Origin of the sequence: Serratia sp. ME47 (assembly GCF_903970925.1) — a bacterium.
In the GTDB taxonomy this organism is placed as follows: domain Bacteria; phylum Pseudomonadota; class Gammaproteobacteria; order Enterobacterales; family Enterobacteriaceae; genus Serratia; species Serratia ureilytica.
In genome coordinates, this window is the sequence record NZ_CAJCKE010000016.1 from 1 (window position 1) to 21,333 (window position 21,333).

19 protein-coding genes and 1 rRNA gene are annotated in these 21,333 nt (G+C 57.7%); 12 read left to right on the plus strand and 8 right to left on the minus strand.

Annotated elements, in window-relative coordinates; genetic code table 11:
• Positions 1 to 105, plus strand: a 5S ribosomal RNA gene (gene rrf / locus H7A77_RS16050); the annotation flags it as partial.
• 72 nt (positions 106 to 177) lie between these two features.
• On the opposite strand, the gene mobB is transcribed toward rrf, so the two are convergent.
• Both mobB and mobA read right to left on the minus strand, forming a co-directional pair.
• On the minus strand, positions 178 to 696 hold the full coding sequence (gene mobB, locus H7A77_RS16055; RefSeq protein ID WP_033652270.1) for a molybdopterin-guanine dinucleotide biosynthesis protein MobB: 519 nt from the start codon (positions 694 to 696) through the stop codon (positions 178 to 180).
• The gene (gene mobA, locus H7A77_RS16060) at positions 693 to 1,283 is read right to left on the minus strand and encodes a molybdenum cofactor guanylyltransferase MobA (protein WP_182074409.1); all 591 of its coding nucleotides are present in this window, start codon (positions 1,281 to 1,283) and stop codon (positions 693 to 695) included. Before mobA ends, mobB begins: the two co-directional genes overlap by 4 nt.
• A 148-nt stretch (positions 1,284 to 1,431) precedes the next feature.
• Between mobA and H7A77_RS16065 the strand changes: the two genes are divergently transcribed.
• The 3 genes from H7A77_RS16065 to dsbA all read left to right on the plus strand — a co-directional run bounded on the left by H7A77_RS16065 (position 1,432) and on the right by dsbA (position 3,439).
• Positions 1,432 to 1,701 (plus strand): YihD family protein, encoded by a 270-nt coding sequence (locus H7A77_RS16065; protein ID WP_004931268.1) that lies wholly within the window; start codon positions 1,432 to 1,434, stop codon positions 1,699 to 1,701.
• A gap of 98 nt (positions 1,702 to 1,799) precedes the next feature.
• Positions 1,800 to 2,786 (plus strand): serine/threonine protein kinase, encoded by a 987-nt coding sequence (locus H7A77_RS16070; protein ID WP_170853178.1) that lies wholly within the window; start codon positions 1,800 to 1,802, stop codon positions 2,784 to 2,786.
• A gap of 29 nt (positions 2,787 to 2,815) precedes the next feature.
• A complete protein-coding gene (dsbA, locus tag H7A77_RS16075; protein WP_025304721.1) occupies positions 2,816 to 3,439 on the plus strand; it encodes a thiol:disulfide interchange protein DsbA in 624 nt (207 codons plus the stop codon).
• Between the two features lie 42 nt (positions 3,440 to 3,481).
• Here the strand turns inward: dsbA and H7A77_RS16080 are convergent, their stop codons facing one another.
• Positions 3,482 to 4,378: an acyltransferase gene (locus H7A77_RS16080; protein ID WP_033645170.1), complete on the minus strand. Its 897-nt coding sequence runs from the start codon at positions 4,376 to 4,378 to the stop codon at positions 3,482 to 3,484.
• 497 nt (positions 4,379 to 4,875) lie between these two features.
• Here H7A77_RS16080 and polA point away from each other — a divergent pair, with 497 nt between their 5' ends.
• Positions 4,876 to 7,674, plus strand: a complete 2,799-nt coding sequence (gene polA / locus H7A77_RS16085; protein WP_108682217.1) for a DNA polymerase I — start codon at positions 4,876 to 4,878, stop codon at positions 7,672 to 7,674.
• A 517-nt stretch (positions 7,675 to 8,191) separates the two neighbouring features.
• Here the strand turns inward: polA and yihA are convergent.
• A complete protein-coding gene (gene yihA / locus H7A77_RS16090; RefSeq protein WP_004931258.1) occupies positions 8,192 to 8,836 on the minus strand; it encodes a ribosome biogenesis GTP-binding protein YihA/YsxC in 645 nt (214 codons plus the stop codon).
• 734 nt (positions 8,837 to 9,570) lie between these two features.
• Here yihA and yihI point away from each other — a divergent pair.
• Positions 9,571 to 10,113 (plus strand): Der GTPase-activating protein YihI, encoded by a 543-nt coding sequence (yihI, locus tag H7A77_RS16095; RefSeq protein WP_015379455.1) that lies wholly within the window; start codon positions 9,571 to 9,573, stop codon positions 10,111 to 10,113.
• A gap of 182 nt (positions 10,114 to 10,295) precedes the next feature.
• A complete protein-coding gene (gene hemN, locus H7A77_RS16100; RefSeq protein WP_033645172.1) occupies positions 10,296 to 11,669 on the plus strand; it encodes an oxygen-independent coproporphyrinogen III oxidase in 1,374 nt (457 codons plus the stop codon).
• Between the two features lie 34 nt (positions 11,670 to 11,703).
• On the opposite strand, the gene H7A77_RS16105 is transcribed toward hemN, so the two are convergent.
• The 4 genes from H7A77_RS16105 to glnA form a co-directional block, all read right to left on the minus strand.
• Positions 11,704 to 11,826: a YshB family small membrane protein gene (locus H7A77_RS16105; RefSeq protein WP_015379453.1), complete on the minus strand. Its 123-nt coding sequence runs from the start codon at positions 11,824 to 11,826 to the stop codon at positions 11,704 to 11,706.
• A gap of 113 nt (positions 11,827 to 11,939) precedes the next feature.
• Positions 11,940 to 13,352, minus strand: a complete 1,413-nt coding sequence (gene glnG / locus H7A77_RS16110; RefSeq protein WP_033652266.1) for a nitrogen regulation protein NR(I) — start codon at positions 13,350 to 13,352, stop codon at positions 11,940 to 11,942.
• 8 nt (positions 13,353 to 13,360) lie between these two features.
• Positions 13,361 to 14,410 carry a nitrogen regulation protein NR(II) gene (glnL, locus tag H7A77_RS16115; RefSeq protein WP_004931246.1) on the minus strand — a complete coding sequence of 350 codons (1,050 nt, stop codon included), beginning with the start codon at positions 14,408 to 14,410 and terminating at the stop codon, positions 13,361 to 13,363.
• Between the two features lie 194 nt (positions 14,411 to 14,604).
• Positions 14,605 to 16,014, minus strand: coding sequence for a glutamate--ammonia ligase (glnA, locus tag H7A77_RS16120; protein ID WP_025304715.1), 1,410 nt, complete (start codon positions 16,012 to 16,014; stop codon positions 14,605 to 14,607).
• 370 nt (positions 16,015 to 16,384) lie between these two features.
• Here glnA and typA point away from each other — a divergent pair, with 370 nt between their 5' ends.
• From typA to fabY, 5 genes are all read left to right on the plus strand, one after another.
• A complete protein-coding gene (gene typA, locus H7A77_RS16125) occupies positions 16,385 to 18,208 on the plus strand; it encodes a ribosome-dependent GTPase TypA (protein ID WP_004931243.1) in 1,824 nt (607 codons plus the stop codon).
• A 166-nt stretch (positions 18,209 to 18,374) separates the two neighbouring features.
• Positions 18,375 to 18,965, plus strand: coding sequence for a glucose-1-phosphatase (gene yihX, locus H7A77_RS16130; protein WP_182074410.1), 591 nt, complete (start codon positions 18,375 to 18,377; stop codon positions 18,963 to 18,965).
• Between the two features lie 51 nt (positions 18,966 to 19,016).
• Positions 19,017 to 19,910 carry a virulence factor BrkB family protein gene (locus H7A77_RS16135; protein ID WP_033652264.1) on the plus strand — a complete coding sequence of 298 codons (894 nt, stop codon included), beginning with the start codon at positions 19,017 to 19,019 and terminating at the stop codon, positions 19,908 to 19,910.
• Complete coding sequence (dtd, locus tag H7A77_RS16140) at positions 19,907 to 20,344, plus strand: D-aminoacyl-tRNA deacylase (protein WP_182074411.1); 438 nt, start codon at positions 19,907 to 19,909, stop codon at positions 20,342 to 20,344. The genes H7A77_RS16135 and dtd overlap by 4 nt, the downstream gene beginning before the upstream one ends.
• Before the next feature lie 21 nt (positions 20,345 to 20,365).
• Positions 20,366 to 21,313, plus strand: coding sequence for a fatty acid biosynthesis protein FabY (gene fabY / locus H7A77_RS16145; RefSeq protein ID WP_004931235.1), 948 nt, complete (start codon positions 20,366 to 20,368; stop codon positions 21,311 to 21,313).
• The last annotated feature ends 20 nt before the right edge of the window (positions 21,314 to 21,333 follow it).

Consider the following 21,333-nt stretch of genomic DNA (forward strand, 5'->3'; position numbering starts at 1 on the left):
TAGCGCGGTGGTCCCACCTGACCCCATGCCGAACTCAGAAGTGAAACGCCGTAGCGCCGATGGTAGTGTGGGGTCTCCCCATGCGAGAGTAGGACACTGCCAGGCATCAAATAAAGCAAAAAGCCCTGAACTGACGTTCAGGGCTTTTTGCTATGCGTGAAACGTAAAAAAGCGCAGCTACGCTGCGCCTTTCAACCACTCGACAATAAAGTCGGCGATGCTTTCCGGTTGATTGAGATCCAACTGCTTAGCCGAAATGGATAGCGGTCGATCGCTGGCTACCGCGACGACAAACTGATCCAGCATGTCTTCCAACGGCCTGCCGATCTCGGCCCGATAAAGCAGGATCTTGCTGACCGGCTCATGTTTGAACCCTTCCACCAGAATCAAGTCGACCTTATCGGCGTCAAAGCGCCCAGCCAGATAGCGCAGATCCAAAGGTTGTTGCTCCGGCGTTTCGGTCATTAATGCCCAGCGACGATCGCTGGCGACCAGCGTTTGCTCGGCGCCTGCTTTACGCAGCTCATAGCTGTCTTTACCCGGCGTATCCACATCCATGTCGTGATGCGTATGTTTGATCAGTCCAATCCTTACCTGGCGTTGTTTCAGCAACGGGATCAGCTGTTTGAGCAGGGTCGTTTTCCCCGTTCCGCTGTAGGCGCCGATGGCCAGCAAGGGAGGCAATGAACGATTCATTTTTTGAGCTCTCGCGTTTGTTGCCAATTCAGGCAGTCAGCCGGCGTATTCAGGTTATGAAATGCCGCTTGCTGCCCGCTGAACACTACGCGTTGTGCGCCAATTTGATGCAAGAACAGCATCAGCTTGCGTTCACCGCGCGCCAGATAGTCGGCCAGCTGCGGCGCTATTTGGCTATGCAGTAACGCCAGCGTGGGGTGATCTCGTTCACCATCGCTGGCAAAGGCCGCCTGCGCCGCGCCTTTTTGCTGCCATAGCTGAGCGACTAAGTCGGCGGGAAAGTCGGGGACATCACAAGGGACGAAGACCACCCATTCGCTGGGAGCCTGTTTGAGCCCGGCCAGCATGCCTGCCAGCGGCCCGGCGAAATCGGGCGTCAGATCGCCAATCACCGGCAAACCGCTCGCCTGGTAACGTGCCTGATTGCGATTAGCGCTGATGGCGACGGAAGCCACCTGCGGGCGTAACCGAGCCAATACGTGTTGATAGAGTGCGATCCCGCCAATCGACACTAGGCCTTTGTTCTCACCGCCCATGCGCGTGGCCCGTCCGCCGGCCAAAATGACGCCGCTGATTTCTTTATGCATCTCGTTTATCCCGCCTTGTCGATGCGCTGATTGTAGCGCTAAAGCCGGCGCGACATCAGGATTTACCTTTATTGACAAGCCGGTTCTTTCACTGCGTGGGTAAGCCTGTTACTTTGTGAGTTTATTCATGCTATTGGACGATATTGAGATGAAAACGCATCGCGTAAACGAGTTGATCGAGCTGTTGCACCCGGCCTGGCAGGAAGATCCCGATCTCAATTTGATGCAGTTTTTGCAAAAGCTGGCGAAAGAAGCGGGCTTCCAGGGCGAATTGTCCGAGTTGAGCGACGATATTCTTATTTACCATCTGAAAATGCGCGGCAGCGCCGGCACGGATCAGATCCCGGGCCTGAAGAAAGATTACGAAGAAGATTTTAAAACAGCGTTGCTGCGCGCTCGCGGCGTTATCAAGGATTGATCCTCGTGCGGTGCGAGAAAGCATAGCGCGTGAAATGCGCCATTAATGCTACTATTTCTCATTCCCGGCACCGTGCTGTCAGCGATCAAACGAACGTTATGAATAACTCAGCTTTTAATTTCGACACCCTGTCGCCCGATTTGATCATGGACGCGCTAGAAGGGATTGGCCTGCGCGTCGATTCCGGCCTGACGGCGCTGAACAGCTATGAGAACCGCGTCTATCAGTTTATGGACGAGGATCGTCGACGCTACGTGGTGAAGTTTTACCGCCCGGAGCGCTGGAGCGCCGCACAAATCGGTGAGGAACATCAGTTCGCTCTGGATCTGGCCGGCGCGGAGATCCCGGCGGTGGCGCCGTTGGCGCTGCAAGGCGCTACGCTGCATACGCACGGCGGTTTTTTCTTTGCCCTGTTCCCCAGCGTGGGGGGCCGGCAATACGAGATAGACAATCTGGAGCAGTTGGAATGGGTAGGCCGTTTTCTGGGGCGTATCCATCAGGTTGGCGGCGAGCGTTTGTTTGCCGAGCGTCCAACCATGGGGATTGAAGAGTATCTTGTTGCCCCGCGTCAGGCGCTGGCCAATTGCGAGCTGTTGCCGGCGGCTCAGCGTGATGCCTTTCTGCAGGCGACGGATAACCTGATTGCGGCGATCAAGCCACACTGGAATCTGAACTGGCAGCCGCGGCGTTTGCACGGCGATTGCCATCCGGGCAATATTCTGTGGCGCGATGGCCCGCTGTTCGTCGATCTTGATGACGCGCGCAACGGCCCTGCGGTTCAGGATCTGTGGATGCTGTTGCACGGCGAACGTCGCGACCAACTGATGCAGCTGGACGTTTTGCTGGAGGCGTACGGCGAATTTGCCGAGTTCGATCAGCGCGAGCTGGCGTTAATTGAGCCACTGCGGGCGATGCGTATGGTGTATTACCTGGCCTGGGTCGCTCGCCGTTGGCAGGATCCGGCCTTCCCTAAGAGTTTTCCGTGGATGGCGGAGTCTGATTTCTGGTTATCTCAGACTGCGGCGTTTAATGAACAGGTTAAGCTGTTGCAGGAGCCTCCTCTGCAGCTGACGCCAATGTATTGAAGCTTTAACACAATGGAGAGTTTAGTCTTATGAAAAAAATATGGTTGGCGCTCGTTGGCATGGTGATGGCATTCAGCGCCTCGGCGGCACAGTTTAGCGATGGCACTCAGTACGTGACCTTGGACAAGCCGGTGACCGGTGAGCCGCAGGTGTTGGAGTTCTTCTCCTTTTACTGCCCACACTGCTACCAGTTTGAGCAGGTCTATCACGTGTCCGAGAACGTGAAAAAAGCGTTGCCTGCCGGCACCAAAATGACCAAGTACCACGTGGAGTTCCTGGGGCCGTTGGGCAAACAGCTGACTCAGGCGTGGGCGGTCGCGATGGCGCTGGGCGTGGAAGACAAAGTAAGCCCGCTGATGTTTGAAGCGGTGCAGAAAACCCAGACCGTGCAAACGCCGGACGATATCCGTAACGTCTTCGTGAAAGCGGGCGTAACCGCCGCAGATTATGACGCGGCCTGGAACAGCTTCGTGGTGAAATCTCTGGTGGTTCAACAGGAGAAAGCCGCAGAAGATCTGCAGCTGCGCGGCGTGCCGGCGGTATTCGTCAACGGCAAATACATGGTTAAAAACGATGGCCTGGACACCAGCTCGATGGACGCTTACGTGAAGCAGTTCGCCGATGTGGTTAAATTCCTCAGCCAGCAGAAATAAGCCTGATTCAACATGAAAAACGCCGGCATCGCCGGCGTTTTTTTATCCGTATTGCCGCTTCAATTTATCCAGCAACCGGTCTTTTTCCTGCCACAGCGTATTCAGCCACAGCTGGAAGCGCCGCTTGAACTGTTTATCGTTGAAATAATCACCGTGCAGGGTTTCATCGATCGGTAGCGTCTCTATTCTCACCACGATACGCGTCAGGCGGCCGCACAGCATATCCAGAAAGGGCCGCTGGTTATTTTCCGGATAAAGCAGGGTGACGTTCAACACTTTGTCGAACTGATTGCCCAGCGCGCTAAGGGTAAACGCGATGCCGGCAGCTTTGGGCGCCAGCAAATTGCGATAAGGTGAATTGCTTTTAATTTTCTTGGCTTCGGTGAAGCGTGAGCCTTCGACGAAATTGACGATGGTGGTTGGGCGCTGGCGGAATTTTTCGCAGGAACGGCGCGTCGTTTCGATATCCTTGCCGCGTTTTTCCGGGTGCTTGAGCAAATAGGCGCGGGAGTAACGCTTCATGAATGGCATGTCCAGCGCCCAGCAGGCCAGGCCGACAAACGGCACCCAGGCGAGCTGCTGTTTGAGGAAATACTTATTCATTGGAATATGATTTCTGAACAGCACGCATAACACGACAATGTCTGACCAACTTTCGTGGTTGCTGATCAGCAGATACCAGTTTTTGCGATCCAACCCTTCCAGCCCTTCAATATCCCAACGCAATTGCCCGTTAATGCGCAATAACAGCGCCAGCCCTTGGCACCAACACCACATCATGAAATCGGCGAAAGCCGAGATATATCGCCAAACGGCGGGAATGGGCACCACGAGTTTCACGATGCCGGCCAGCGTGATGGGGATGGAGCATAACACCGTCACCAGAATGGTAAGTATGACGGAAATGATAAAGATAACAGGCGTTAACAATCTTGGCATGATTATGGGCTGACGGTTGGTGGGAACATCGTTGCATGCCAAAGCGCATGAACAAAAACGCATTTTAACAGAAATCGCCGGGGTAAAGCGCCGCTTAAAATCACTGTTTTTCGTCTCATCGGATAACCATTTGCTGAGTTTTCGTGCAACTTGTCCAGCTTGTGCTATGGTAATTGAGGCGCCGAATTTGATTAATAGTGCGATTAAAATCCGGCGAAAGTTATATCCACAAATCCAATGAAAGCCAATAATTAAGCGTCGCCGGAATTCGTTCTTTTAACGCGGTGATTTAAATAGGAATTTTATTCGCCGTTATAACGATAATCGCAGCGTTATAATTCGGTCTCTTTTCTATGCACAAAGTTATCCACAGGTAAGATCTTGCGGATCCTCGCGCACAATCACATCATTTTCGTCCGCAATGCACGCTAAGGTTCGTCTCCGGCGGCCAGCTATGGCATGCTTACCCCTATGTCCGATCACGATAAAGAAACGCTATGGCCCAGATTGCAGAAAACCCACTAATCCTGGTTGACGGTTCCTCTTACCTCTACCGCGCTTATCACGCCTTCCCGCCGCTGACCAATTCGGCGGGCGAGCCGACCGGCGCGATGTACGGCGTGCTGAATATGCTGCGCAGTCTGCTGTTGCAGTATCAACCGAGCCACGTTGCCGTGGTGTTTGATGCCAAAGGGAAGACCTTCCGCGATGATCTGTTCGCTGAATACAAGTCGCACCGGCCGCCGATGCCGGACGATCTGCGCGCGCAGATCGAGCCGCTGCACAACATGGTCAAGGCGATGGGCCTGCCGCTGTTGGTGACGCCCGGCGTAGAGGCGGATGACGTCATCGGTACGCTGGCGCTGGAGGCTGAAAAGGCCGGCCACGCGGTGCTGATCAGCACCGGCGACAAAGACATGGCGCAGCTGGTGACGCCGAACGTCACCCTGATCAACACCATGAACAACACGATCCTCGGCCCGCAGGAAGTGTGCGACAAATACGGCATTCCGCCGGAGCTGATCATCGACTTCCTGGCGCTGATGGGCGATTCATCGGACAACATTCCCGGCGTGCCGGGCGTGGGCGAGAAAACCGCCCAGGCGTTGCTGCAGGGTATCGGCGGCCTGGATGCGCTGTACGGCAATCTGGATAACATCGCCACGCTGAGCTTCCGCGGTGCCAAAACCATGGCGGCCAAGCTGGAACAGAATAAAGAGGTCGCGTACCTCTCCTATAAGCTGGCGACGATCAAAACCGACGTCGAGCTGGATCTGACCTGTGCGGACCTGACGGTCTCCGCGCCGGATGTCGACACGCTGCAACAGCTGTTCAAACAGTACGAGTTCAAACGCTGGCTGGCGGACGTAGAAGCCGGCGTCTGGTTGGAAAACAAGAAAGGCGCGGGTGCGAAAGCTGCCGGCGCCGCCAAACCAGCCGTAGCCGCGGAAGCGCCGAAAGCGCTGGCGGAGGCCAAGCTGTCTCAGGACGGTTATGTCACCATCCTGGACGAAGCGACCTTTACCGACTGGCTGGCGCGGTTGAAAAAAGCCGACGTGTTTGCCTTCGATACCGAAACCGATGGCCTGGATACCCTGACCGCCAATCTGATCGGCCTGTCCTTTGCGATCGCGCCGGGCGAAGCGGCTTATTTGCCGGTGGCACACGATTATCTGGATGCGCCGGCGCAGCTGGATCGCGCTTACGTGCTGGAGGCGCTCAAGCCGCTGCTGGAAGACGAGAAAGCGCTCAAGGTCGGGCAAAATCTGAAGTTCGACATGAGCCTGCTGGCGCGTTACGGCATCGAGATGCGCGGCATCGCCTACGACACCATGCTGGAGTCCTATGTGCTGGACAGCGTCGGCGGCCGTCATGATATGGACAGCCTGGCCGATCGTTATCTTGGCCACAAAACCATCACCTTCGAAGAGATCGCCGGCAAGGGCAAGAACCAGCTGACGTTCAATCAGATCGCGCTTGAGCAGGCGGCGCCATACGCTGCCGAAGACGCCGATGTCACGCTGCAGCTGCATCTGGCGATGTGGCCGCAGCTGAAACAGAGCGCGGAACTGCTGACGGTGTTCAACGAGATTGAAATGCCGCTGCTGCCGGTGCTGTCGCATATCGAACGCACCGGGGTGCTGATCGATCCGGCCATTTTATCGGCCCACTCCCAGGAGCTGGCCAAGCGTCTGGCTGAGCTGGAGGCGCAGGCCCACGAGCTGGCGGAAGAGCCGTTCAACCTGGCGTCGACCAAGCAGCTGCAGGCTATCTTGTACGAAAAACAAAAGCTGCCGGTGCTGAAGAAAACTCCGGGCGGGGCGCCATCCACCAACGAAGAAGTGCTGGCCGAGCTGGCGCTCGACTACCCGCTGCCGAAGGTGATTCTGGAATACCGCGGTTTGGCGAAGCTGAAGACCACCTATACCGACAAGCTGCCGCTGATGATCAATCCGGTCAGCGGGCGGGTGCATACCTCGTATCATCAGGCGGTGACCGCCACCGGCCGTCTCTCCTCGAGCGATCCGAACCTGCAGAACATCCCGGTGCGCAACGAAGAAGGGCGGCGCATTCGCCAGGCCTTTATTGCGCCGGAAGGCTACCGCATTGTCGCGGCCGACTACTCGCAGATCGAGCTGCGCATCATGGCGCATCTGTCTCAGGATGAAGGGCTGCTGAAGGCCTTCGCCGAAGGGAAAGACATTCACCGCGCCACGGCGTCGGAAGTTTTCGGCGTGCCGTTGGATAAAGTGACCGGCGAGCAGCGCCGCAGCGCCAAGGCGATTAACTTTGGTTTGATTTACGGCATGAGCGCCTTCGGCCTGGCGCGTCAGCTGGGGATCCCGCGTGGGGAAGCCCAGCGCTATATGGATCTCTACTTCGAACGTTACCCGGGCGTGCTGGATTACATGGAGCGCACCCGTCAGCAGGCTTCCGAGCAGGGCTATGTCAGCACGCTGGACGGCCGCCGTCTGTATCTGCCGGACGTCCGCTCCAGCAACGCCATGCGCCGCAAGGCGGCCGAGCGCGCCGCCATCAACGCCCCGATGCAGGGCACGGCGGCCGATATCATCAAGCGTGCGATGATCGAGGTCGACGCCTGGCTGCAGGGGCAGGAGAAGCCGTTGGTGCGCGCGATCATGCAGGTGCACGATGAATTGGTGTTCGAGGTGCACGAGTCGGTGATCGACGAAGCCAGCCAACGTATCCGCCAACTGATGGAAGGCAGCATGACGCTGGCGGTGCCGCTGAAGGTCGATGTGGGCGTCGGCATGAACTGGGATGAGGCGCACTGATCGCCGGGTTATCGCCGTATGCGCTAACTGGCGAGAAGCTAAGCACTTTTCGTAATTAAGCTACAAGATGCGGCGATAGTTTCCCCAACTTCGCCGTTCTTGCGTCTCAAATTGTGTAAGTAAACTACAAAAAATTCTTTTGCCCTGCGAAAAAATGATGTAGAGTTACAGGCGTAGGGTACAGAGGTAAGATGTTCTATCTTTCAGACCTTTTACTTCACGTAATCGGATTTGGCTGAATATTTAGCCGCCCCAGTCAGTATTGACTGGGGCGTTTTTTATTGTAAAAACAGCAGCAAACCATACGTTTTTCCTATCGCTCAGCCCCGACTTTCATTTCAACTTCCGCTCCCTCAATCCGCGTAATTCGGCGAAACAAGCCCGTTTTGGCGATAAGTCTTTATGATGGCTTTATTTCAAAAATGTAATTAGATAACGAAAAATCCCGCCTGCGGCCGATCTGCGGGCATAAAAAAGCCGATGCGGCGAGGCATCGGCTCAAACGTGCGATCAGGGCCTATTCGCCGATGTCTTCTTCCGGCAGCACTTCCGGCGGGATCTCGTTAAACCAGGTGTCCAGCTTCTGGCGCAGCTTGTCGACGCCGATCTTTTTCAGCGATGAGAAGGCTTCGACCTGGATATCCCCCATAAACGGCAGCACCGCTTCACGCACCATGTTGAGCTGCGCCTTGCGTGCGCCGGAGGCCAGCTTGTCGGCCTTGGTCAGCAACACCAGTACCGGCGTGCCGACGTCGACCGCCCACTGGATCATCTGTTGGTCGAGATCTTTCAGCGGATGGCGGATATCCATCAGCACCACCAGCCCTTTCAGGCTGTTGCGCATCTGCAGGTATTCGCCCAGCGCGCGTTGCCATTTGCGCTTCATTTCTTCCGGCACTTCGGCGTAGCCATAACCCGGCAGGTCGACCAGACGAATGCCGTCTTCCACTTCGAACAGGTTAATCAGCTGGGTGCGCCCCGGCGTCTTACTGGTGCGCGCCAGGCTTTTTTGGTTGGTCAGCGTATTCAGCGCGCTGGATTTACCGGCGTTGGAACGGCCGGCAAAGGCGACTTCAATTCCTGCATCCCCCGGAAGATGGCGAATATCGGGTGCGCTGGTGACGAAATGGGTCACATGATAGTTGTAGTTCTTGCTGGTCAAAATTTTTCGTCTCCGTGAGGATGGCTAACTGGTTGGCGATTATAACTGCATCAGCGGTAAAAATGGCGTGTTTCTCCGTTTTTAAGCGGCGGGGCGCGATAAAACGACGGTTAAGCCGCTCGTACGTTGTGAGACATTTGCCATTCGAATCGCGGGTAATGTCGCTTTATTCGAAAGCGATATTTATTTTTCTTTTTTAAAAACAATGTGTTGTTTTTTCGTTGTGTGGAAATGTCAGTCAAATCGGCCTCTGGTGCCTTGAGCCTTCGCAACAATAACGTAAAGTACTCGTTAACGCAGGGTTGCGCAGGATTAGGGAACATCCGGGAAGGATGACAAATCTCAGGGAATGCACAGGGCGTGCAATGAGTGCCAGGATGAACGCAAAAGGAAGTGACCCTTTCGCACCGGAATAGGCGGCAGGCACATTGGATGGTGAAGTATCGGCAGTTTGGATGCCCGCAGGAAGCGCGCTCGGGAAGAGCGGATGCGAATGGATTGCGCCATGGACGATTTTCCTTTCAGGATGAAGGACGTAGTGGCAGGGAATGCGGTTATAGCAGAAGGAAAAACCGGGATGTTGCATGTACGCAAGGAGCGCGTAACAGGAATACCCTTCGCAAGAAGGTGCGAAATAGGCGGCAGGTTTAACCTGCCGCCTTTTTTCTTTGTCCGCTTTCTGCTAGATTCCGCCGCAATTCTATACTGAATCTACATACCTAAGAGCACACGCTATGAACCAGCCATCAAAAGCACCTCGCGGCAGCGCGGCGAAGTCAAAAACGAAAAAGAAAAGCCGTATGGAGCTCGATCAGGAAGCGCGTGAGCGCAAACGCCTGAAAAAACGCCGCGGCCACGCTTCCGGTTCGCGCACTCAGGTCGAGTCCGGCAGCCAGAAAAACAAATCGGCGGCGGAAGCCAAAGATCCGCGTATCGGCAGTAAAGTGCCGGTTGCGCTGGTGGTCGACGAAACCAAAGTGAAGGCCAAACCGCAGCCGAAGCCAAAGGCCGAAGCGAAACCGCGCCTGTCGCCGGAAGAAGAGCTGGCGAAGCTGGAAAATGACGAACGTCTGAACGCGCTGCTGGATCGCATCGACGATGGCGAAACGCTGAACGCGCAAGAGCAGGCGTATGTCGACAAGACGCTGGATCGCATCGATGTGCTGATGGACGTGCTGGGCATCGAGCTGGGCGATGAAGACGACGAGGAAGAAGAGGAGAAGCAGGAAGATATTCTGAAGCTGCTGAAAGGCGGCAACCCGAAGGACGCTTTTTAACGCGCCATGTGGCTGATCCCGACAATAGCCCTACTCTTGATGTGTTATCTGCTGTGGTTATTCGGTAAACTATGGCGGCTGTCTAAGCGCAAAGCGCGTTTTCGCAGCGCTTCCGTGGCCAGACAGCGCAGACAACCGCCTCTCTCCCGGCCCGGTAGAAAAAGATATCGGAAGGAGTGAGCATGTCAGAGCAGACGATTGTCTGGGATTTGGCCCTGATCCAAAAATATAACTACTCAGGGCCGCGTTATACCTCATACCCCACGGCGCTGGAGTTTAACCAGCGCTACGACGAAGCGGCGTTTCAACGCGCCGCGGCGCGCTACCCTGAGCGCCCGCTGTCGCTGTACGTGCATATCCCTTTCTGCCATAAGCTGTGCTACTTCTGCGGCTGCAACAAACTGGTGACGCGTCAGACGCACAAGGCCGATGAATACCTGAATGTCCTGGCGCAAGAGATCGCCAGCCGTGCGCCGCTGTTCGCCGGCCGCAAGGTCGGTCAGATGCATTGGGGCGGCGGTACGCCAACCTATCTGGACAAAGCGCAAATCAGCCGGCTGGTGGCGCTGCTGCGCGAACATTTTGATTTTCTGCCCGATGCGGAGATGTCGATCGAAGTCGATCCGCGCGAGATAGCGCTGGATGTGCTCGATCATTTACGCGCCGAAGGCTTTAACCGCCTGAGCATGGGGGTGCAGGATTTCAACAAGCAGGTGCAGGCGTTGGTCAACCGCGAGCAGGATGAAGCCTTTATCTTCGCCCTGATCGAGCGGGCCAAAGTGTTGGGCTTTCGCTCGACCAATATCGATCTGATCTACGGCCTGCCGAAACAGACGCCGGAAAGCTTCGCCTTCACGCTGCAGCGGGTGGCTGAACTGAATCCCGATCGCCTCAGCGTGTTCAACTACGCGCATATGCCGAATTTATTCGCCGCCCAGCGCAAAATCAAAGACGCCGATCTGCCCAGCGCGCAGCAGAAGCTGGATATCCTGCAGCAGAGCATCGCGTTCCTGACTGACGCCGGCTATCAGTTTATCGGCATGGATCACTTTGCACGCCCGGACGATGAGCTGGCGATTGCGCAACGCGAAGGCAAGCTGCACCGCAATTTCCAGGGCTACACCACCCAGGGCGACAGCGATCTGCTGGGGTTGGGCGTGTCGGCCATCAGCATGCTTGGCGACAGCTATGCGCAGAACCAGAAAGAGCTGAAGCGTTACTATGAGAGCGTACCGGCGCAGGGCAACGCCCTGTGGCGCGGGTTGGCGCTGACGGACGACGATTGCCTGCGGCGCGATCTGATCAAAACGTTGATCTGCAACTTCCGGTTGGCGTATCAGCCACTTGAACGGCAATACGGCATCGATTTCACCGCTTACTTCGCCGAAGACCTGCAGCTGCTGGCGCCGTTTGAACGCGATGGGCTGGTGGAGCGCGACGAGCAAGGCATTCGCGTCACGCCGCGCGGGCGGTTGCTGATCCGCAATATCTGCATGTGCTTCGACCGTTATCTGCGGCAACAGGCGCGCAGCCAGCAGTTCTCTCGGGTGATCTGAGGATGAAAAAACAGCCGCTGATGCGGCTGTTTTTTTAACTGAAGAAGTTAATCAGCGCGGCGCACAACACCGCGGCGACCGCCGCCTGCGGGGTGTGGCTGGCGGCGGAGCCCAGCTCCGCGCCCTGAGAAATGAACACGATGAATGAGTCCAGCATCGTCAACCTCCAGAGTGTGCGACACGATCATACTGCGCCCGCACCGGCTGTAAAGTCTGCGGTTGGCGTTTTTTTGTGCGCTGGGCTGCGTTTTTTATCATCAACCTCAGCGCCTATTCCATGCCCAGTTCTTTGAGCTTGCGGGTCAGGGTATTGCGGCCCCAGCCCAGCAGGCGTGCGGCTTCCTGTTTGTGCCCCTGGGTGTGACGCAAGGCGGTGGTGAGCAGTGTACGCTCCATCTCCGGCTGCGCTTCCGACAGCAGATTTTGATGACCGGAACGCAGCGCGCGATCGGCCCACTGCGCCAGCAGCGTGGCCCAGCTGTCCGGCAGGCTGTGGCTGGGGCTCTCCGGTGCGGCGGTTTCGAACAGTTCGCTCGGCAGATCCTGAATCAGCACCTCTTGCCCGGCGGCCATCACCGTCAGCCAGCGGCAGGTATTCTCCAGCTGGCGCACGTTCCCCGGCCAAGGCAGGCGGGTCAGCGCGGTTTCGGTTTCCGGATGCAGGTTCTTGGCCTCTACGCCCAGCTCCTTGGCGGCGATCTGCAGGAAGTGGCGCGCCAGCCGCGGGATGTCTTCCCGACGCTCGCGCAGCGGCGGCAGGTGTACGCGGATCACGTTCAGGCGGTGGAACAGATCCTCGCGGAACTTGCCTTCCTGTACCCGCAATTCCAGGTTCTGGTGCGTGGCGGCGATGATGCGCACGTCGACCTTCACCGGCGCATAGCCGCCGACCCGGTAAAACTGGCCGTCCGCCAGCACCCGCAGCAGGCGCGTTTGCACGTCGAGCGGCATATCGCCGATCTCGTCGAGGAACAGCGTGCCGCCGTCGGCCTGTTCAAAGCGTCCCTGACGGATTTGGTTCGCGCCGGTGAAGGCGCCTTTCTCGTGGCCGAACAGCTCGGACTCGATCAGATCCTTGGGAATAGCGGCCATGTTCAGGGCGATGAACGGCGACTTGGCGCGCGGGCTGTGGCGGTGCAGCGCATGCGCCACCAGCTCTTTGCCAGTGCCGGATTCGCCGTTGATCAGCACGCTGATCGACGAACGTGACAGCCGGCCGATGATGCGAAACACGTCCTGCATCGCCGGCGCTTCGCCGATGATGTCCGCCGCCGGATCGCTGGCCGGCTGGCTGCGCACCGGCTGCTGCTGCTCTTGATAATGGCTGATGGCGCGCTCGACCAGCGCCACCGCTTCGTCGATGTCGAACGGTTTCGGCAGGTAGTCGAAGGCCCCTTGCTGATAGGCGCTGACGGCCGCATCCAAATCCGAATGCGCGGTCATGATGATCACCGGCAGCATCGGGTGGCGCTGTTTGATCTGCTTGAGCAGCGCCAGACCATCGATGCCCGGCATGCGGATATCGGACAGCAACACGTCGGGAGTTTGCGTGGCCAAGGCTTCCAGCACGTCATTGCCGCCTTCGAAGGTGGCGCAGCTCATGCCCGCGCCGGTGAGCGCGCGCTCAAGCACCCAGCGGATGGAGCTATCGTCATCGACGATCCAGACTATCCCTCGTTGCATTGCAAACCTCACTGACGAATGGGCAGGTAGACCGAGAATTCGGTATGACCTGGCCAACTGTTGAACTCAATTTTTCCGCAATGCTGATCGATCAGATTGCGGGCGATGGATAATCCCAGGCCGGTACCGCCTTCACGGCCGCTGACCATCGGGTAGAACAGCGTGTCCTGCAGCTGCGCCGGCACGCCGGGGCCGTCGTCTTCGACATCGATACGCGCCGCCAGGCGATAGCGGGTGCCGTGCAACGTTATCTGAAACGCGGTGCGGGTGCGCAGCGTAATGGTGCCGCCCGCCTCGCCCAAGGCCTGCAGCGCATTGCGGGTGATGTTCAGCAGCACCTGTTCTATCTGATCCGGGTCGTGGGCCATTTCCGGCAGGCTGGGATCGTAGTCGCGCACCAGCGTGACGTTATCCGGCATTTCCAGCGACACCAGCTGGCAGACGCGCTCCGCGACCTGATGGATGCTCTGGGTGATGTGCTGACCGGGGCGCTGCGGCCCGAGCAGACGATCCACCAGATTGCGCAGCCGATCGGCCTGCTCAATGATCACCTTGGTGTATTCGGTCAGCGCCGGATCGGGCAGCGCTTTGGCCAGCAGCTGTGCCGCGCCGCGCAGGCCGCCCAGCGGGTTTTTAATCTCGTGCGCCAAACCGCGTACCAGATCGCGGGCGGCCACCTGTTGGGCATGCTGCAGCTGTTCCTGGCTCAGGCGGCGCTGATTGTCCATCGGCGCCAGCTCGACCAGGATATAGCCTTCCGGCAGCGCCTGAGCGGTCAGGGAAAGAATATGCGCGCGGCCATCGACCACCAGGGTCACTTCGTTGTCGGTGAAGCCCTGACCGGCGCGCAGGCTTTCACGCATCAGAGAGACGTTCAGCGAAAAATAGCCGAGCAGATCGGGCAGCGGCGTGCCGAACAGCTTGCGGGAGCTTTGCGCCAGCAGCTGCTGTGCCGCAGGGTTGGCGTAGTGAACCGCCAGTGAGTCATCCAACAGCAGGATGCTGTTGATGAGTGAATTGAGGATCTGCCCAGCATCGGGCAGCTTGCCAGTTGCCATACAGCAGACTCCTGCACCTTTTTAGTGCATCTATCCTACTCCATCCGGGATCGGCGCGGTATGGAATAGTTTTGCAGAAAATACGGTGGAGAAAAAAACCCATCCGAAGATGGGCTGAAAGTTTCCACGGCAACAAAAAAGCGATAACAAAAATTGTGGGCGCCGTCCGCCTTTGCAGACGGCGCGGGTAGGGCTTAGACGCTGTAGTACAGTTCGAACTCGACCGGGTGTGGCGTCATGCGAACGCGGTCCATCTCTTCTTTGCGCAGTTCGATGTAGGCATCGATCGCATCGTCGGTGAATACGCCGCCGCGGGTCAGGAACTCGCGGTCTTCGTTCAGCGCGGCCATCGCTTCGTCCAGCGAGCCGGCCACTTTTGGGATCTCGGCTTCTTCTTCCGGCGGCAGGTCGTACAGGTTTTTGTCCATGGCGTCGCCAGGGTGGATCTTGTTGATGATGCCGTCCAGGCCGGCCATCAGCAGTGCGGCGAAGCACAGGTATGGGTTAGCCGCCGGATCCGGGAAGCGGGCTTCGATGCGGCGCGCTTTCGGGCTGGCGACCACCGGGATGCGGATGGACGCGGAGCGGTTACGGGCGGAGTAGGCCAGCATCACCGGCGCTTCGTAGCCCGGCACCAGACGTTTGTACGAGTTGGTGGTCGGGTTTGCCAACGCGTTGATCGCCTTGGCGTGCTTGATGATGCCGCCGATGTAGAACAGCGCGGTTTCAGACAGGCCGCCGTATTTGTCGCCGGCGAACAGGTTGGTGCCGTTCTTGGACAGCGACATGTGGCAGTGCATGCCGGAACCGTTGTCGCCGAACATGGGTTTCGGCATGAAGGTCGCGGTTTTACCGAAGGCGTGCGCCACGTTGTGCACCACGTACTTGTAGATCTGAATTTCGTCGGCTTTCTTGGTCATGGTGTTGAAGCGGGTCGCCACTTCGTTCTGACCGGCGGTCGCCACTTCGTGGTGGTGCGCTTCAACCACCAGGCCCATCTCTTCCATGGTCAGACACATGGTGGAACGCAGATCCTGCGAAGAGTCGACCGGTGGAACCGGGAAATAACCGCCTTTCACGGCCGGACGGTGGCCTTTGTTGCCGCCGTCGTATTTTGTGCCGGAGTTCCAGGCGCCTTCGATGTCGTCGATGGCCACGTGGGAACCGCGGATGCTGCTGCCGAAGCGGATGTCGTCGAACAGGAAGAACTCAGGCTCTGGCCCGAACAGCACGGTGTCCGCGATGCCGGAGGAGCGCAGGAAGTCTTCGGCGCGTTTGGAGATGGAGCGCGGGTCGCGATCGTAGCCTTGCATGGTGCCCGGCTCGAGAATGTCGCAGCGAATGATCAGCGTAGGTTCTTCGAAGAACGGATCCAGAACCGCCGTGCTGGCATCCGGCATCAGTACCATGTCAGATTCGTTGATGCCCTTCCAACCACCGATAGAGGAGCCGTCAAACATTTTGCCTTCTTCGAAGAAGTCGGCGTTTACCTGATGAGCCGGGATAGTCACGTGCTGTTCCTTACCCTTGGTGTCAGTGAAACGCAGGTCTACGAATTTCACTTCATGCTCATTCAGCATCGTCAAAACGTGTTCAGCGGACATACTTAACTCTCCCGGTTTATCATTGTCGTCGTCGTGGAACGAATCTGTGGAACTGGCTTTTTTTCGCCTTGAAAAGACTAAAGCGAAAAGCGTGCCAACTTTTTAAAAAGGCTTTCATCGCCTTTCTGCGCGGGTTTTACCCAGACACAGTATGCACCATCAGCGATAGTTTGCACTGTTATGGTGCAATAAGCGTGGGGGTGGGCACTGAAATGGTGCAAAAGTGCAACGATTGCGGCTTTTTGCACCGTGAAAGGGATCACAAACTGACCGGTACGCGGTTGTTTATAAGAGATGGTTCTGATCTTGTTTAGTCCCTCGCTTAATACGTGTACAATAGCGCGCTATTTCTAATGCCCGAGGCAAAGCTGTGATCGAAAATTTGCGTAACATCGCCATTATTGCCCACGTTGACCATGGTAAAACCACCCTGGTTGACAAGCTGCTGCAACAATCCGGTACTTTCGGAGAGCGTGCGGAAGCCACCGAACGCGTAATGGACTCCAACGATTTGGAGAAAGAGCGTGGGATTACCATCCTCGCAAAAAACACCGCCATTAATTGGAATGGTTACCGCATCAACATCGTGGATACCCCAGGACACGCCGACTTCGGCGGTGAGGTAGAGCGCGTGATGTCGATGGTTGACTCGGTGCTGCTGGTTGTGGATGCAATGGATGGCCCTATGCCGCAAACCCGCTTCGTGACCAAAAAGGCGTTCGCCAACGGTCTGAAGCCGATCGTGGTAATCAACAAGGTTGACCGCCCTGGCGCGCGCCCTGACTGGGTTGTGGATCAGGTGTTCGACCTGTTCGTGAACCTCGACGCGACCGACGAGCAGCTCGACTTCCCGATCATCTACGCTTCTGCGCTGAACGGCATCGCCGGCGTCGACCACACCGACATGGCGGAAGACATGACCCCGCTGTATCAGGCGATCGTCGACCACGTGTCTGCGCCGCAGGTTGAGCTGGAAGCGCCATTCCAGATGCAGATCTCCCAGTTGGACTACAACAACTACCTGGGCGTTATCGGCATCGGCCGCATCAAGCGCGGTAAAGTGAAGCCGAACCAGCAGGTCACCATCATCGACAGCGAAGGTAAAACTCGCAACGGTAAAGTGGGTAAAGTGCTGGGTCACCTGGGTCTGGAGCGTATCGACAGCACCCTGGCGGAAGCGGGCGACATCATCGCCATCACCGGCCTGGGCGAGCTGAACATCTCCGACACCATCTGCGACACCAACGCCGTAGAAGCGCTGCCGGCGCTGTCCGTCGACGAACCGACCGTAACCATGTTCTTCAACGTCAACACCTCGCCGTTCTGCGGTAAAGAAGGTAAGTACGTGACGTCGCGTCAGATCCTTGACCGTCTGAACAAAGAGCTGGTGCACAACGTGGCGCTGCGCGTTGAAGAAACCGACGATGCTGACGCCTTCCGCGTATCCGGTCGTGGCGAGCTGCACCTGTCGGTGCTGATCGAAAACATGCGCCGTGAAGGTTTCGAGCTGGCGGTTTCCCGTCCGAAAGTTATCTTCCGCGAAATCGATGGCCGTAAGCAGGAGCCATTCGAGAACGTGACGCTGGATATCGAAGAGCAGCATCAGGGTTCCGTGATGCAGGCGATGGGTGAGCGTAAAGCCGACCTGAAAAACATGGATCCGGACGGTAAGGGCCGCGTACGTCTCGACTACGTGATCCCAAGCCGCGGTCTGATCGGCTTCCGTAACGAATTCATGACCATGACTTCGGGTACCGGTCTGCTGTACTCCACCTTCAGCCACTACGACGACGTGCGTCCGGGCGAAGTGGGCCAGCGTCAGAACGGCGTGCTGATCTCCAACGGCCAGGGCAAAGCGGTCGCGTTCGCGCTGTTCGGCCTGCAGGATCGCGGCAAGCTGTTCCTGGGCCACGGTGCGGAAGTGTATGAAGGCCAGATCATCGGTATTCACTCACGTTCCAACGACCTGACCGTAAACTGCCTGACCGGTAAGAAGCTGACCAACATGCGTGCTTCCGGTACCGACGAAGCGACTACCCTGGTTCCGGCCATCAAAATGACCCTGGAGCAAGCTCTGGAGTTCATCGATGACGACGAACTGGTAGAAGTGACGCCAACCTCGATCCGTATCCGTAAGCGTCACCTGACGGAAAACGATCGTAAGCGTGCCAGCCGCGGTCCAAAAGACGCTTAATCACTGATTGAGTGTCTCATGCTTAGGGCGCGGCTCTCGCGCCCTGAGTTTTTTCCTCTGTTGTTCCCCGTTTGTGCGGCGCGCTATGCGCTTTTCCGTTCGCTCCCTGTTCAGCTGTTCCTTTTCCCGCTACAGTGAAATCTCACCGGCCCATCAGGAGAGGACTATGCTGTATATCTTTGATTTAGGTAATGTGATCGTCGATATCGATTTCAAGCGTGTGCTGGGCGTGTGGAGCAATTTGAGCGGCACGCCGTTGGCGGTGTTGTCCGATCGTTTCACCATGGGTGAGGTGTTCCAGCAGCATGAGCGCGGTGAAATCAGCGATGAAGACTTCGCCGGCAAACTGTGCGATGAAATGGGCATCGCGCTCAGCTTTGAGCAGTTCGCCACCGGTTGGCAGGCGGTATTCGTCGCGCTGCGCCCGGAGGTGATCGACATCATGCAGCGCCTGCGCAAAGAAGGTCACCGGGTGGTGGTGCTGTCGAACACCAACCGTCTGCACTGCAATTACTGGCCGCAGCACTATCCTGAAGTGGCCGCCGCCGCCGATCATCTCTATTTGTCGCAAGATCTCGGCATGCGCAAACCTGAAGCTGACATCTACCGGCATGTGCTGGCTGCGGAAAACACCGCCGCCGCCGACGTGGTGTTCTTTGACGATCACCCGGCGAACGTCCTCGCCGCGCAGGCGCTGGGGATCAAGACGGTGCACGTCACCGATCGCGACGTGGTGCCGGCCTATTTTGCTCAATGAGCGCAGGGCGCGTTAAGCTTAAGGCGTATCAACGGACATCAAGGAGTGACCATGTCGTTTTTCCGCCGCAAGAAGCTGCCTTCTGCGATTAAGCCAAGCGTCACCTTCGGACGGCTGCTGTACCAACGCATCGACCACGATGGCCTGACGATGTTGGCGGGCCATCTCGCCTACGTTTCCCTGCTGTCGCTGGTGCCGCTGGTCACCGTGGTGTTCGCGCTGTTCGCCGCTTTCCCGATGTTTTCCGACATCAGCGAACAGCTGAAGAGCTTCATCTTTTCCAATTTCGTGCCAGCCGCCGGCAACGTGATCCAGAACTACCTGGAACAGTTCGTCGCCAATTCCAACAAGATGACCGCCGTCGGCACCTGCGGGCTGATCGTTACCGCGTTGCTGTTGATCTCCTCGGTGGACAGCGTGCTGAACACCATCTGGCGCAGCAAGAACAAACGGCCGATCGTCTTCTCCTTCGCCGTGTACTGGATGGTGCTGACGCTGGGGCCGCTGCTGGTGGGCGCCAGCATGGCCATCAGTTCCTACCTGCTGTCGCTCAACTGGCTGGCGCAGACCGGCGTCAACGGCCTGGTGGATCAGGTGCTGCGCATCTTTCCGCTGATTTTGTCGTGCACCTCCTTCTGGCTGCTGTATTGCATCGTGCCGACGGTGCGCGTGCCGCCCAAAGACGCGCTGATTGGCGCGGTGGTGGCCGGATTGCTGTTCGAACTGGGCAAGAAGGGATTCGCGCTGTACGTCACCATGTTCCCCTCCTATCAGCTGATTTACGGCGTGCTGGCGGTGATCCCGATTTTATTCCTGTGGGTCTACTGGAGCTGGTGTATCGTGTTACTCGGCGCGGAAATCACCGTGACCATCGGCGAATACCGCGACTACCGCCGGCAGAAGGCGGAGCAACAGGAACAAAAACCAGAAGGGCAGCAGGAATGATTGCGTTGATTCAACGGGTGTTAAACGCCAGCGTCACGGTAGGTGGCGAGACGGTAGGCAAGATTGGCCCCGGTTTGTTAGTGTTATTGGGCGTGGAGCAGGGCGATAACGAGCAAAAAGCGCAGCGCCTGTGCGAACGCGTGTTGGGATACCGCATTTTCGGCGACGAGAACGACAAGATGAACCTCAACGTCCAGCAGGCCGGGGGCAGCGTGCTGGTCGTCTCGCAGTTCACCCTGGTGGCGGACACCCAGAAGGGCATGCGGCCCAGCTTCTCGCGCGGCGCCGCGCCTTTGGTCGCCGATCGGTTGTATCAATATTTTGTTGGCCAGTGCCGCGAACGCGGCGTAGAGACCCAGACCGGCGAGTTCGCCGCCGACATGCAGGTGGCGCTGGTCAACGATGGTCCGGTGACATTCTGGCTACAGGTCTAAGCATTCGGAGAACAGGCGTCTATGTATCACCTACGAGTACCCGTAACAGAGCAAGAACTGAAGGAGTATTACCAGTTTCGCTGGGAAATGCTGCGCAAGCCGCTGCACCAGCCGGTGGGTTCGGAAAAGGATGCCTATGACGCCATGGCCCATCACCAAATGGTGGTGGACGAGGCCGGTAAAATCGTCGCCATCGGGCGGCTGTACATCAATGCCGACAACGAGGCGGCGATCCGTTTTCTGGCGGTAGATCCGACGCTGCAGGATAAAGGGCTGGGGACGCTGGTGGCGATGACGCTGGAGTCCGTCGCGCGGCAGGAAGGCGTGAAGCGGGTGGTGTGCAGCGCCCGTGAAGACGCGGTGGATTTCTTCGCCAAACTGGGCTTCGTCAATCAGGGCGAGATCACCGCGCCGCAGACCACCCCGATCCGTCACTTTTTGATGATCAAACCGGTGGCGACGCTGGACGATATCCTGCATCGCCCCGATTGGTGCGGCCAATTGCAGCAGGCCTGGTATGAACACATCCCGCTGAGCGAAAAGATGGGCGTGCGCATCAGCCAATACACCGGCCAGCGCTTCGTCACCACCATGCCGGAGATCGGCAACCAGAATCCGCACCATACGCTGTTTGCCGGCAGCCTGTTCTCACTGGCGACGCTGACCGCCTGGGGGCTGATTTGGCTGCTGCTGCGCGAGCGCCATCTGGGCGGCACCATCATTCTGGCGGACGCGCACATTCGCTACAGCAAACCGATTACCGGCAGGCCGCGGGCGGTGGCGGATCTCGGCTCGCTGAGCGGCGATTTGGCGCGTCTGGCGCGTGGCCGCCGCGCGCGCGTACACGCCGAAGTGCATCTGTTCGGTGACGAGGACAAGGGCGCAGTGTTCGAAGGTACCTATATGGTGTTGCCGGCCGAGCCGGATGTACCGTTGGATCAGGGCGGCTCTGAAGCGCTGGAGGAGTAAGGCGGCGGCCCTGCCCTGAG

Coding starts and splice junctions, on each gene's coding strand:
- mobB (WP_033652270.1), bottom strand. CDS start 696: ATGAATCGTTCATTGCCTCCCTTGCTGGCCATCGGCGCCTACAGCGGA.
- mobA (WP_182074409.1), bottom strand. CDS start 1,283: ATGCATAAAGAAATCAGCGGCGTCATTTTGGCCGGCGGACGGGCCACG.
- H7A77_RS16065 (WP_004931268.1), top strand. CDS start 1,432: ATGAAAACGCATCGCGTAAACGAGTTGATCGAGCTGTTGCACCCGGCC.
- H7A77_RS16070 (WP_170853178.1), top strand. CDS start 1,800: ATGAATAACTCAGCTTTTAATTTCGACACCCTGTCGCCCGATTTGATC.
- dsbA (WP_025304721.1), top strand. CDS start 2,816: ATGAAAAAAATATGGTTGGCGCTCGTTGGCATGGTGATGGCATTCAGC.
- H7A77_RS16080 (WP_033645170.1), bottom strand. CDS start 4,378: ATGCCAAGATTGTTAACGCCTGTTATCTTTATCATTTCCGTCATACTT.
- polA (WP_108682217.1), top strand. CDS start 4,876: ATGGCCCAGATTGCAGAAAACCCACTAATCCTGGTTGACGGTTCCTCT.
- yihI (WP_015379455.1), top strand. CDS start 9,571: ATGAACCAGCCATCAAAAGCACCTCGCGGCAGCGCGGCGAAGTCAAAA.
- hemN (WP_033645172.1), top strand. CDS start 10,296: ATGTCAGAGCAGACGATTGTCTGGGATTTGGCCCTGATCCAAAAATAT.
- H7A77_RS16105 (WP_015379453.1), bottom strand. CDS start 11,826: ATGCTGGACTCATTCATCGTGTTCATTTCTCAGGGCGCGGAGCTGGGC.
- glnG (WP_033652266.1), bottom strand. CDS start 13,352: ATGCAACGAGGGATAGTCTGGATCGTCGATGACGATAGCTCCATCCGC.
- glnL (WP_004931246.1), bottom strand. CDS start 14,410: ATGGCAACTGGCAAGCTGCCCGATGCTGGGCAGATCCTCAATTCACTC.
- glnA (WP_025304715.1), bottom strand. CDS start 16,014: ATGTCCGCTGAACACGTTTTGACGATGCTGAATGAGCATGAAGTGAAA.
- yihX (WP_182074410.1), top strand. CDS start 18,375: ATGCTGTATATCTTTGATTTAGGTAATGTGATCGTCGATATCGATTTC.
- H7A77_RS16135 (WP_033652264.1), top strand. CDS start 19,017: ATGTCGTTTTTCCGCCGCAAGAAGCTGCCTTCTGCGATTAAGCCAAGC.
- dtd (WP_182074411.1), top strand. CDS start 19,907: ATGATTGCGTTGATTCAACGGGTGTTAAACGCCAGCGTCACGGTAGGT.
- fabY (WP_004931235.1), top strand. CDS start 20,366: ATGTATCACCTACGAGTACCCGTAACAGAGCAAGAACTGAAGGAGTAT.